Here is a 12,655-nt window from a genome sequence, read left to right as displayed (position 1 = left end):
TTATCAGAAAAGAATTCTATACAACAACATCCAGTGCCAACACACCCATCAGCCCAACCACACCAATAATCGTTTCCATCAGCGACCAGGATTTAAACGTATCTTTCAAACTCAAATTAAAATATTCCTTATACATCCAAAATCCGGCATCGTTAACGTGCGAGCACATTAAACTTCCTGCACCAATCGCCAATACCATCAAATTCGGATCAGCGCCGGTTAGCGGAATTAACGGGGCCACAATCCCTGCAGCGGTTAATCCTGCAACCGTTGCGGAACCCAATGCAATGCGAATAACAGTTGCAATTGACCACGCCAAAATCAGTGGATTAATAGCAATATTTTCCAGCGAATGCGCAAGCTGATCGCTCACCCCACTCACCACCATCACTTGTTTTAATGCACCCGCGCCCGCAACAATTAATAAAATCACCGCGATATCTTTTATCGCATCGCCATACACCGCCATCACCTTGCCGATGCTCATGCCTTGCTTGATGCCCAACGAATAGGTAGCAATTGCCAATGCAATCATCAATACCACCATTGAATTGGCGAAGAACAATGTGACAGGTGCATCGGCAATGGCCGATGGCATTGCGTAAACCGCAAGGCTAGTCAACGCAATCAGCAATACCGGCAACAACGCCGTGACAAAACTATTGGCGATGCCGGGCAATTTTTCGGGTGGCAAATCGGCTGGTTTAAATGTGGCAAGAGGTACGCTGTGAATATTTTTTAGCGTCGAGGAAAAAATCGGCCCCGCTATAATCATGGTCGGAATTGCTACCAATAACCCGTACAGCAATGTTGTGCCCATGTCAGCACCAAATTGCGGAATCAATGCAACCGGAGACGGATGCGGCGGCAAAAATCCATGAGTGACCGACAGCGCTGCAAGCAACGGAATACCCAAATACACCGCCGGCAATTTGGTCTGGTGCATCACTGAAAACACCAATGGCACCAAGAGCACAAAACCAACGTTGTAAAACAGCGGAATGCCCACAATAAAACCGGTCAACAGCAACGCCCAGGTGATGTAATTTTTTCCACACCAGCGCATAAGGCTGCTACTGATTTGCTGGGCAGCACCAGATTCAGCCACTAACTTTCCAAACATAGCGCCCAAACACAGAATGACCGCCAGTGAGCCGAGCATGCCGCCAATACCCGTTTCGATAGTAGCGGGAATTTTATCCAGAGGAATGCCCAGCATTATCGCAGCGCAGACAGACGAAACCAAAAACGCAAGGAATGGATTGAGTTTTACCCAGGTGATAAGTACCACCAGAATAAGGATTGCAATAATGACTGCGGCAATAGCCATACAAGTACCTTCTCGTTATTCTAATTGTGAGTGTGGATAAAGAAGAAACTGCAGGATACGAAAAAATAGGTATCGTGTTTTTTATTTAACAATATTTAACGATTATCTATTCTCTCAGAGCTTTTACGTTTTTATTTTTAAATACGGCTTTTGAACTTCACCTTTAATATCGGCGCTTTGATTATTTCAAACGCCGAGCGCGAAATTTCCTGCCTTTTAATTTTCCATCGGATAACTGCTTGAGCGCTGCTTTCGCGATACTGTGATCAACAGCGACATAAGCGGTAAAATCAAACATGTCGATCTTACCAATTTTTTCAAACGGTAACCCGGCATCTTTAGTTAACGCACCAATAATATCGCCCGGCCGCAACTTATCTTTTTTACCGCCATCAATATTAATCGTTACCATTGCCGGCTCAGGCAATAACCGGCTATCGCTTTGTGGAAGTTTTTCCAGCGTAATCGATTGCTTCATGTAATCTTCAAGACGGTTAATTTTGTGTACTTCTTTTTGCACTACCAAACTTAACGCCAAACCAGATTCACCCGCGCGTCCGGTGCGCCCAATACGATGCACATGCACTTCACTGTCGCGCGCCAAATCCACATTGATCACCGCATCCAGACCTTTGATATCAATACCGCGTGCGGCCACATCGGTAGCGATTAATACCGAACAGCTTTTATTGGAAAAACGAACCAATACCTGATCGCGCTCGCGCTGTTCCAAATCGCCGTGCAGGGTCAATGCGCTGACATCGTGATCACGCAAATAATCGAGTAATTCGTCACATGCAATTTTGGTATTGCAAAACGCAATAGACGTTTCAGGTCTGAAATGCGCGAGCAATGACAGCACTGCCGGAAAACTTTCACTGGTATCTTGCAGCTCATAAAAATGCTGCTCGATATTAGTGTCGTTATGAATCGCCTCCACTTTTACCATCAGTGGGTCGCGCTGGTAACGCGCACTGATTTTTTTAATATCATCAGGATAAGTTGCCGAGAACAATAATGTCTGGCGCTCAGCATTACAGGCAGCAATCACTGCTTCAAGATCATCTGCAAAGCCCATTTCCAACATGCGGTCAGCTTCATCCAACACCAGTTGATTGATACTGTCGAGCTTTAAAGTGCCTTTGGAAATATGGTCCACAATACGCCCCGGCGTGCCCACAACAATGTGCGCGCCCCGCTCAAGCGAGCCAATTTGAGGGCCAATCGATACACCACCACAGAGCGTTAATACTTTTACATTGTGCGTTGCACGTGCAAGGCGACGAATCTCTTTAGCAACTTGATCGGCGAGTTCACGTGTAGGGCACAACACTAACGCCTGCACACCAAAAAAGCGGACATTCAATTTTTCCAATAACGGAATACCAAAGGTGGCCGTTTTTCCGCTGCCCGTTTTCGCTTGGGCAATAATATCCTTGCCCGCCAATACCAATGGCAAACTTTGCGCCTGAATATCGGTCATCTCGTTGTAACCCAGTGATTCCAGATTAGCGAGCATGTCAGGGTTAAGGGGAAGCGAGGCAAAAGCAGTCGTATTCACGGAAATCTCAATCTAAAAAGTAATTGCATGGATAATGCCGGCAGAATACCAGTAAAATTCCACCAAGTCGCCCACAGAAAAGAACAAGCCCCACGACAGGATTAGATCAGTTCTATGCAATTACATTTGTTATTCAAGCCTTCAATTGCAGCACTTTTGCTGACATTCTTAAGCAGTGCTGCCTATGCGCAAAAAAATCAGGACCCATCTGACAGCAACCCCAAAAAATGGGAATTGGGTTTAGGGGTTGGAGCGGTCTCTGGCCCAGATTATCGCGGCTCCGATGAATATCGCAGTTTTATTAGCCCCATTCCTTATTTTGTTTATCGCGGAAAAATTATCCGCTCTGACCGCGACGGCGTGCGTGGCAATTTTTTACGCACAGACCAATATGAATTTACCGTCAGTGCAAGTGCATCCATCACCCCCGAAACAGACAAAAGCACATTGCGTGAAGACATGCCGGAGTTGGGTTCAACATTGGAGCTGGGGCCATCATTCAATATCAATTTAACGGGTGATAGTTTTGCAGAAGGCTGGCATCTGCAAATTCCGTGGCGCGCGGTATTCGCCATAGGCGCAGAGGATTCAGGTTATATTGGATCAGTATTTACGCCGCAGTTTGTGTATCGCAATAAATTGCAGGAGTGGACATTTACTTATCGCGCAGGCGTTGCGTTTGCGAGCGAGGATTATCACGATTATTACTACAAGGTAGATCATGATTACGTTACAGCAACGCGCAATTATTTTGATGCTAGCGGCGGCTACAGCGGCTGGAATAACCAAGCGGCATTTAGCCGTAAATTCAATCACAACGGCATTAATACCCAACTGGCTTTTTTTATTCGCTACGACAACATTGAGGGCGCAGATTTTACCAACAGTTCACTTGTGGTGAGCAATCACTCTTATCGCGGTGGCATCGCATTTATTTGGGTGATCAAATAGACCTTACCTAAACACTGCGCAAAATACCTTAAAGCCGTTTTAATAAACCGAGGGTTTTCACCAGAGGCATCGCCTCAAATAAACCTGATGCTTGTGCAAGCTTCCAGATTTCATAAGGCGGACGACCGCCATCAGCGGGGTTGGGGAACACATCGTGAATCGCAAGCCAACCACCGCGCATAACATGAGGCGTCCAACAGCGGTAATCGTTAAGGGCAGCTTCCATACTGTGGCCGCCATCGATAAAGACAAGTGACAATGGTGTTGACCAATAGCGCGCAGCGAGGCTTGAAGGCGCAACAATAGGAACCACGACATCTTCCAACTCTGCACGCGCTAATGTCTGGCGAAATTCACGGAAGCTATCCATTTTCCCGGCGGCGGAATCGTACAACGCAGGGTCGTGATATTCCTCACCAAGTTGATGCTCTTCCGATCCACGATGATGATCAACAGCAAATAGCACGCTATTATTTTTTTTACATGCACTGCCAAGATACACTGTGGATTTTCCACAATAACTGCCAATTTCCAAACAGGGCGCACGACTGGCAACTGCAGCGGCGTACTCATACAACGCAGCACCTTCAACGGGATCCAAAAATCCTTTTACGGTTTCGATATCAATTGGCAGCATGGCTTATTCTCACTCATAATTGAACCCGCATTCTAACAGACATGCCCTTCTAACAGGCATGTCCATAACAAACAGCCAAGCCCATCAGCAATCAATCGAGGCCACAATGCGCCGCAGCAATACGCCCTACCCGGTTAAACGTTTATACAAAATAATTAACAACTGGTATGTAAAACGTTTTATTGCTCCGCAGTTTGATAGTTTGGGCAGCATCCCGGAAATTGCACATCCGCGTAGCTTGGTTATTTTTGGGCGTAATATTCATCTAGGAAAATACGCACAAATTATTTGTGCGAGTGATAACTGTGTGCGATTCACCAGCTGGCCAAGCAAACAAGCCGATGCAGAAATTGTTATTGGGGATTACTGTTTGATTTCACCCGGCGTGAGAATTTCATCCGCAAAATCTATCCGCATTGGCGATAACTGCATGTTTGCAGCAAATGTCATTATTAGCGATAGCGATTGGCACGGCATCTATAACCGCATCCGTCCCTTTCGCTGCACCAAACCTGTGGTGATTGAAAATAATGTATGGCTTGGCGAGCGAGTGATTATCACCAAAGGCGTGACTATTGGCGAAAATTCGGTGATAGGCGCAGGCTCGGTGGTAACCAAATCCATTCCACCAAATTCGGTGGCGGCGGGGAATCCTGCGCGGATTATTAAAAACATTAATCCAAACCGCAGAATGTTAAAGCGCGAATTATTGTTCAGCGATCCGGAGCATTATTTTGATAATCAGAATCAGCTGGATAAATTTATGCTGGGAAATAATGGGTGGATTAATTGGCTGCGTTCGTTGATTTCACCCAACCAAAAAGATTAATGAAAATTGATCGTCAGCTACACGCACCCCCAGAGAATTCCAAGAGTGCGTGTGAACTTTACTAATGGCTGAACCGACAATCTTTCAGCACGACTCTATCTGGCATTCCTTTCTGGAAGTGCGAAAAAGTTCCAGTCAATTTGGCGAACTCACCTTCACTTAATTTTGCAGCCGCAGCGCGATCCTCTTTCGCCATTTGGCACACAATTGGTGGCCAGAATGTGGACTCGTCCGTGTCGAGCGTTCGCATAAAACTATTTCCGTCGATGGTGACTTTATACCAAAGCTCAATCGTTCCTTCATTTTCAAGCGGCGTGCCTATTGTGCCATCCAAAAGATAGCGCTTCCCCTTGTAATGCGCGGTAATCATTTCTGCAGTTTTTCGTTTTGATAAGCGATAAATATCTTTCGCCAACCAGCGTGGCTGCTCTTCGATAACAGGCTCGGGTTTGATGGCTGCACGAGCCTTGGCTGCAATTGCCTCGCCCTCTTTTCCGGTTTTGATCCGCGCAATCATTCCACACATGCCTTTGCGGATATCTTCCGGCTTGGCGACCGTGCGCCGGTTCAGTTTTGTGCGGATACTAACATCGGCCGTAGCACCCTTGTTCACCGCAGTAAGATAAATCAGAAACGGATGACGACCATTTTTCTGCTCGATGGTCAACGTGCCTTCGGTAGCGGTTAATTCCTCCCCGAGAACGTTAAACCCGTCTGCAAGTGCAATTGTGCGCAACTGCCCTAGCGCACTGGATGCATTGAGATCAGAAAAGCTGGTTGATGTAGAAAATTCTGCACCATTACGAGGATCACCCTCGGCGCGGAAATTGGTTTCGCAGGTATTGGCGTAAGACACAGAGGCTGCGACCAATAGAAGCGCGCAGGCAAGTAGATTGACAACTTTCATTGAGATTTCCTTAACCAAAAAAGTATGAAGGGAGGACAAATACCAAACACTAATCAGAGCTTGAACATTAAGCTGTTAAAAAATGTAATTCCGTTATTATCATTATCAGTAAGCGCGAGTGTTACTCCAAATAGTCTTTTAAATCCAAAGCAACGCGTAACAACGCAGCAACCGATATTGCATCGGTTATTTCACCACTGAGCACCATTGCTATGGCATCCTGCAGCGGCAATTTTTTGTATTCAATATCTTCCGTCGCTTCCAGCTGTTGCTGACCGGCAAACAAATCACGTGCAACAAACACTACGCAATATTCATCCGTGACCGAATTGGACAAATGCATAGTCATTAACTGCTGCCACTGGTTCGCACGCAAACCCACTTCTTCTTCCAATTCACGCTTTGCCGCATCCAGTGGATTTTCACCTTGCGGGCAACCACCTTCGGGAATTTCCCATGTGTATTGGTTGAGTGAGTATCGGCTTTGTTTTACCAGCCAGATATTTCCATCTTGATCGATTGGCACCACACCGATTGCGGTATTTTTGAAATGCACCACACCGTAAATGCCATCAGTCCCTTTAGGGGTAATCACTTCTTCGTGAGATACTTTTATCCAGGGATTTTCATACATCACTTGGGATGTTTTTGTTTTCCAACCGCCTATTTTTTCATTCATCACTGACGCACTCCACTCAATGTACCCGATGAGGATCGAGCTCTACATGGGTAATGTGAGGCCCAAGCATAATGACGCGGCCCAAATAACGGTCTGAACCGCCTACTGTAAATTCAAAATAAAATGCACGCCAAAGCGAGAGAACGCCTTTGTCGTTACGCTTGAACCAGATACGCCGCAAATACACATTTTCATCAAGCAATTGCACATCCATTTCAGCACAGCGTTTTTGCGCAGCAATATAGGCGCGCTCCTTCACACGTAATGCACCGCGCCAATAATAAATAGCGATGGCAATCAAGGTAAGCCAAATAATGGATTGCAAATCAAACATGGGGAACAAACCAAAGAAGGGAAAGCATCATTGTAAAAGCAATGACAGAAAAGAAGTAACCATTAAAAACAACAAAGGGTGATTGATTGCTCAATCACCCTTTTCGAAACTCACACAGATTAGAGTGGAGTTACGTTTTCAGCTTGTGGACCTTTTTGACCTTGAGTCACTTCGAAAGTCACTTTTTGACCTTCTTTCAAGGTTTTACGGCCATTGCCGTTAATTGCGCGGAAGTGTACGAATACATCGGCACCGCCTTCACGCTCAATAAAACCATAACCCTTGTCATCATTGAACCACTTAACAACACCAGAGACTAGATCTGACATAGTTTCCTCATCTTGCATCTTAAAACGTCAGCGTAGCTGACCGAACAAAAAAACCGACTTTACTAAAAGCCAGAGTGAAATAGCCTGTAATAAAGCTATTGCTCAGGTCGTGGTACGTCCAAGTGTCTTGAGCAAGCGGTTGTCTTACAAAAGCCTAGTCTTGGGGCGGATCTCAATCTGTAGCAGATCAAAATTAAAACACTAGCCCGCGCCGAGTCAAGCAGTTATAAGGGAATTTAGAGAATATCGACACATAATTATTAGGCTGTGTATGAGGGACACATTTAATCGGGCATTTTTGAGTCATCTTGTGTTTTTTTGCCATGATTTTGTGCAGTTTTTGCAGCAGCCTTGCCCAGTGTTTCGTGCAAAAACAGTGCAACAGGAATTAATGTAAAACCCAATATCATGACGTGGCGTTTAATGCTTTGAAATTCATAGCCTTGTTTGGCTAATTGGTAACAAGCCAAGGCCCATGCTGCCGCGGCAAAATAGCCCCATCGCCGATGCTTATACACACCCCATGCAACTGCTGCCGTTACGCAGGCCAAAAATAATCCGTAGATATTTAAAAACGAAATAAAACCGGCAATTGACGCTAACAAAATCATCAATAAAAAGAGATTTAATACATTTGAAACAATCAAGAGTTTTGACATAAATACTTCTTTAAAAAAATGTTACTTTTCTACACCAATCAGTCAGAGCTGGATTTACCTTTACCGCGCCAATCCTGATATTTTTTATGCACACCCCGGGTAAACGCCTGGGAGTAATCCTCTAACAAATCCACACCCACCAAAACAGCGATAACCACTATCGATAATTTAATCGCAACCATGTGGTAGCCAATGGCGATGACCACCCCTATAGCCGCCAACACCCAGATAGTCGCAGCCGATGTCACACCCAACACAAAACCATCGCGTGCCAGCATCACACCTGCGCCCAAAAAACCGATACCGGTAATGACCTGCCCGATAATCCGCGATGGGTCAGTCACTACCTTTTCGGGGCCAGACATGTGTGCAGACACATATAAGGATGCCGCAATAAAAATATAGGTTCCCAAGGTAATCAATGATGATGTGCGTATACCTACTGGCTTACCGCGCAATTGGCGCTCAATCCCGATGATGCTGCCGCACAGTAATGATGTCCCGATACCCGCCCAATCAAAGGGCGCAACTGAAAATAGTGATAAATCCATAAACTCATCCTGACTAGGCTGTTAAGGCACACCCAGCGCCGCATTGATAATGATTTTTTTGATGCCTGATACAGAGTTTAGTTGGCGCATGCCGGTATTGCGCAGCCAATTGATGGCGATTGAGCGACTGCCGAATAACCGCTTGAAACCTTCCATTGCCGTCATCATGCCAAGATTACCCGCAAGCCGCTGACGCTGGTAACGGCGCAAAATAGATGCATCATGAAGCGGAATGCCGCGTACCAGCGCGCGTTCAATTTCATCTACCAATGCAATAACATCCAACAAACCGAGATTAACACCTTGCCCCGCCAATGGATGGATGTTGTGCGCCGCATCCCCAACCAATGCAATGTTTTGCTGTATGTAAGATGTTGCGTGACGCTGGCGCAAAGGAATGCAATAACGCTGATCGCAGTGAATGACTTTACCCAAGCGCGATTCGAATGCATCCGTCAACCGCGCACAAAACTGTTTGTCATCGAGCGCCATCAATTCCTGCGCAAGATCGTCATCAGCCGACCACACAATGGAACACTGATGCGCATCACCTTTGTGTTGCAGCGGCAAAAATGCCAGAGGGCCCGTGTGCATAAAACGCTGCCAGGCAGTAAATTCATGCGGCTGCTCTGTGCGTACGGTAGTGATAATTGCCTGCTGGTTGTAATCCCATTCGCGCGTTGCAAAACCGGCCAGTTCGCGCACACTGGAATGCGCACCATCCGCCGCAATCAATAATGATCCGGTGATGTTATCGCCGTTGTTCAAGGTGATGCGCACAGGTGAGGCCATATCTGCCTCAGAGTGAAGTGCGGTGACTGCCGCAGGCTGAATTAATTGAATAGTCGCGAATTCGTCCATGCGCTTGCGCAAATGCGCCACAAGCAACGAGTTTTCAACGATGTGTCCGAGATGATTTTGCTGCACATCCGCACAATCGAATTCAATCGCTGCAGTGCCTTCACCGTCCCACACTTTCATTTCGCGATATGCACATACGCGCTCGTTGATAATTCCATTCCAGCAGCCGATTTTTTGGAGTAAATGTTCTGATGCATGTGTCAGCGCAACCACACGCGGATCAAAACTATCACCATTAAACTGCACAGCGGAATTACCCGCTTCAATCACGGCAATACGCAACGACTGCGCAGACTCCAATTGTGCAATCGCACAAGCCAGTGATGCGCCAACCAACCCTGCCCCTACAATAATCACATCGAAATGCGACGATTTTTCGGGAATAATTTTTGATGCAGGATCACCGGCAGGCGTTTTTTCGGCAGCAAGAAAACCGTCTGGTTTCCAATGATATTTACGCCCCGCAGTTCCCATTGTTTGCGCCACAAACTGGTCTTTCAACAATGGTAGCGATTCAAGGCTTAATAAGCCTAAGTGCCGCAACGCAATAAGTGGCAATTGGTTATTAGAAAAAAGGCGAACCAATTTATCGCTGAATTCGATGGTAATTTCCTGATCCAATGCTTGCTTCGCAACATACTGTTGCAGCACCGCTAAATCGCCGAGCGATTTATTGTCAGCCGCTGCTTTATGCAGTGTCTCAGTCAAGCATGCGCAATCGCGCAAGGCTAAATTAAAACCTTGCCCGGCAACCGGATGCAAAAAGTGCGCAGCATTTCCCATCAACACGAGATGAGAGCGAACTTGTTCTTGCGCCAAAGTTAATTGCAGCGGATAGGCAAACCGTTTTGCGACACGGGTAAATTTTCCCACACGATGGCCAAAACGCTCTTGCAGCTGCGCAAGAAATATTTCATCACTACCGGATTGTATTTCTTCTGCCTGTGCAGACGGTAATGTCCACACCAAAGCAGCCTGGGATGAATGATGTGATTCACCCAAGGGTAATAACGCGATTGGCCCTTGATCAGTAAATCGCTCAAACGCGACACCATTGTGTGGCTCGGAAAATTCTACATTAGTGATGATCGCCGTTTGCTCATATGCTCGAACATCGGTACCGATTCCCAGCTGTTGACGCAACGTTGATTCGCCACCATCTGCAATCACAGCCAGCGAGGTATTGATCAGCAATACCTGTTCACCTTTTTCCGGGTGTGTGTGCACTAAATGTAGCTGTGCAGAATGTTCATGCGGAACAATGTGGGTAACTTGTGCAGGGGCGAAGCAGTGAATATTGGATTGTGCTTGCACGTGTGCAAGCAGCACCTTACCCAGCCAGGTATTTTCAACAACATAACCCACCGCATCCAAATCGCGCTCGGCTGCATCAATCACACCACCTAAAAAATGCCCGCGATCCGATACATGTACTTGCGCAATTGCTGTCACATGCTGCTGCAGCAAACCCCACAAACCCAACTGCTTGAATATTTCCGCAGAACCGAGCGAGAGTGCGGTTGAGCGCGCATCAAAACTGGATTGAAAATGTATTTCATCGGCACGCGCAAATGGCTGTGAATCGATTAAGGCAATTTGCACCTGCGGTAAACTGGCTGCAAGCAAACTGGCAAGACTTGCCCCTACCATGCCGCCGCCAATAATGGCGATATCAAATTCAAACGATTGGGTCATAGCAAATAATATTAACCTGCCATCAGGGCTTCAATTTCGGCGACGGTTTTCGGTACATCTTTAGTGAGTACGTCATTGCCGTCTTTGGTAATTACGACATCGTCCTCAATGCGGATGCCAATACCACGCCATTTTTTCGCAACACGCTCGTTGTCAGGCGCAACATAAATGCCCGGCTCTACGGTCATTACCATGCCCGGTTCGAGCACGCGCCATTCACCGCCGACTTTGTAATCGCCAACATCGTGCACATCCATTCCCAGCCAATGGCCAGCGCGGTGCATATAAAATTCTTTGTAAGCTTCGCTTTTAATTAATTCACTCACATCGCCTTCCAGCAAACCGATTTTTACCAAACCTTCGGTAATCACACGGACGGTTGCCTCGTGTGGATCATTCCAATGTTTACCGGGTTTACATTCAGCGATAGCGTCCAGCTGTGCTTGCAAGCAAATGTCGTATAGCGCTTTTTGTTCGGGTGAAAATTTTCCGTTTACCGGAAAGGTGCGGGTAATGTCAGCCGCGTAATAATCCAGTTCGCAACCGGCATCAATTAATACCAAATCGCCATTTTTCAACGGCGCGGAATTTTCAATGTAATGCAGGATGCAACCATTTTTTCCGCCGCCGACGATGGAATTATACGCAGGGAAACGCGCACCGCTCATTTGGAACTCGTGCATGATTTCGGCTTCAAGCTGATATTCCATCACACCCGGTTTAGCAGCCTTCATCGCACGCACATGGGCGCGTGCTGAAATTTCGCCCGCTTCTTTCATCACACGCAATTCGGCAGCACTTTTAAATAAACGCATGTCATTCAAAAAATGGCTCAAATCCAAAAACTCACCCGGTGGTGTGGCACCGGAGCGGACTTTTGCGCGAATAGTGTTGACCCAATCCATCACATGCTTATCGAATTCGCTGTCTTTCCCCATGGAGTAGTACACGCGCTGCCGCCCTTCCAACAGCCCCGGCAGAATTTCATCGATGTCATCAATCGGAAATGCATCGTCAGCATCAAATTCGCTACAAGCACCTTCCGGCCCCGCGCGATAGCCATCCCATATTTCCCGCTCACGATTGCGCTCGCGCACAAACAAAACATATTCACCGTGATCGCGACCGGGGATTAATACCAGCACAGCTTGCGGCTCTTCAAATCCGGAGAGATATAAAAAATCGCTGTCCTGGCGGTAGTGATATTCCGTATCGCGGCTACGTGGGCGCTCCGGCGCAGCAGGTACTATGGCGATAGAGTTAGGCTCCATTTGAGCCATTAATTGTTTACGGCGGCGGGCAAATTCAGTTCGGGAAATTCTCATGGGTGCA

The 12,655-nt window shown here is 46.8% G+C and carries 13 protein-coding genes; 2 read left to right on the top strand and 11 right to left on the bottom strand.

Features of this window, described 5'->3' with window-relative positions:
* Positions 1-16: 16 nt before the first annotated feature.
* Together VC28_RS16485 and dbpA are read right to left on the bottom strand one after the other, a co-directional pair.
* Positions 17-1,330 carry a gluconate:H+ symporter gene (locus VC28_RS16485; protein WP_049631610.1) on the bottom strand — a complete coding sequence of 438 codons (1,314 nt, stop codon included), beginning with the start codon at positions 1,328-1,330 and terminating at the stop codon, positions 17-19.
* A gap of 181 nt (positions 1,331-1,511) precedes the next feature.
* Positions 1,512-2,891 carry an ATP-dependent RNA helicase DbpA gene (gene dbpA / locus VC28_RS16480; protein WP_049631609.1) on the bottom strand — a complete coding sequence of 460 codons (1,380 nt, stop codon included), beginning with the start codon at positions 2,889-2,891 and terminating at the stop codon, positions 1,512-1,514.
* Between the two features lie 114 nt (positions 2,892-3,005).
* On the opposite strand from dbpA, the gene VC28_RS16475 reads away from it, so the two are divergent.
* Positions 3,006-3,842: a MipA/OmpV family protein gene (locus VC28_RS16475; protein WP_049631608.1), complete on the top strand. Its 837-nt coding sequence runs from the start codon at positions 3,006-3,008 to the stop codon at positions 3,840-3,842.
* Between the two features lie 28 nt (positions 3,843-3,870).
* Here VC28_RS16475 and VC28_RS16470 read toward each other — a convergent pair whose 3' ends face one another.
* Positions 3,871-4,479, bottom strand: a complete 609-nt coding sequence (locus VC28_RS16470) for a class I SAM-dependent methyltransferase (RefSeq protein ID WP_049631607.1) — start codon at positions 4,477-4,479, stop codon at positions 3,871-3,873.
* A gap of 106 nt (positions 4,480-4,585) precedes the next feature.
* Here VC28_RS16470 and VC28_RS16465 point away from each other — a divergent pair, with 106 nt between their 5' ends.
* Positions 4,586-5,308: an acyltransferase gene (locus tag VC28_RS16465; RefSeq protein ID WP_049631606.1), complete on the top strand. Its 723-nt coding sequence runs from the start codon at positions 4,586-4,588 to the stop codon at positions 5,306-5,308.
* A gap of 61 nt (positions 5,309-5,369) precedes the next feature.
* On the opposite strand, the gene VC28_RS16460 is transcribed toward VC28_RS16465, so the two are convergent.
* The 8 genes from VC28_RS16460 to pepP all read right to left on the bottom strand — a co-directional run bounded on the left by VC28_RS16460 (position 5,370) and on the right by pepP (position 12,648).
* Complete coding sequence (locus tag VC28_RS16460; protein ID WP_049631605.1) at positions 5,370-6,215, bottom strand: hypothetical protein; 846 nt, start codon at positions 6,213-6,215, stop codon at positions 5,370-5,372.
* Between the two features lie 121 nt (positions 6,216-6,336).
* Positions 6,337-6,894 (bottom strand): NUDIX domain-containing protein, encoded by a 558-nt coding sequence (locus VC28_RS16455; protein WP_049631604.1) that lies wholly within the window; start codon positions 6,892-6,894, stop codon positions 6,337-6,339.
* 16 nt (positions 6,895-6,910) lie between these two features.
* A complete protein-coding gene (locus VC28_RS16450; protein ID WP_049631603.1) occupies positions 6,911-7,228 on the bottom strand; it encodes a DUF3301 domain-containing protein in 318 nt (105 codons plus the stop codon).
* A gap of 119 nt (positions 7,229-7,347) precedes the next feature.
* Entirely contained in the window at positions 7,348-7,557 is a 210-nt protein-coding gene (locus VC28_RS16445; protein ID WP_039912329.1) for a cold-shock protein, read from the bottom strand.
* A gap of 284 nt (positions 7,558-7,841) precedes the next feature.
* On the bottom strand, positions 7,842-8,216 hold the full coding sequence (locus VC28_RS16440) for a hypothetical protein (RefSeq protein ID WP_049631602.1): 375 nt from the start codon (positions 8,214-8,216) through the stop codon (positions 7,842-7,844).
* Positions 8,217-8,254: 38 nt separating this feature from the next.
* Positions 8,255-8,767: an MgtC/SapB family protein gene (locus VC28_RS16435; RefSeq protein ID WP_049631601.1), complete on the bottom strand. Its 513-nt coding sequence runs from the start codon at positions 8,765-8,767 to the stop codon at positions 8,255-8,257.
* A gap of 21 nt (positions 8,768-8,788) precedes the next feature.
* Complete coding sequence (ubiH, locus tag VC28_RS16430) at positions 8,789-11,323, bottom strand: 2-octaprenyl-6-methoxyphenyl hydroxylase (protein ID WP_049631600.1); 2,535 nt, start codon at positions 11,321-11,323, stop codon at positions 8,789-8,791.
* 11 nt (positions 11,324-11,334) lie between these two features.
* Positions 11,335-12,648 (bottom strand): Xaa-Pro aminopeptidase, encoded by a 1,314-nt coding sequence (pepP, locus tag VC28_RS16425; RefSeq protein ID WP_049631599.1) that lies wholly within the window; start codon positions 12,646-12,648, stop codon positions 11,335-11,337.
* Positions 12,649-12,655 lie beyond the last annotated feature (7 nt).

The organism is Cellvibrio sp. pealriver (assembly GCF_001183545.1).
GTDB lineage: Bacteria > Pseudomonadota > Gammaproteobacteria > Pseudomonadales > Cellvibrionaceae > Cellvibrio.
Note: the sequence above shows the minus strand (reverse complement) of the source record. Positions and strands in the feature narration are given on the sequence as shown.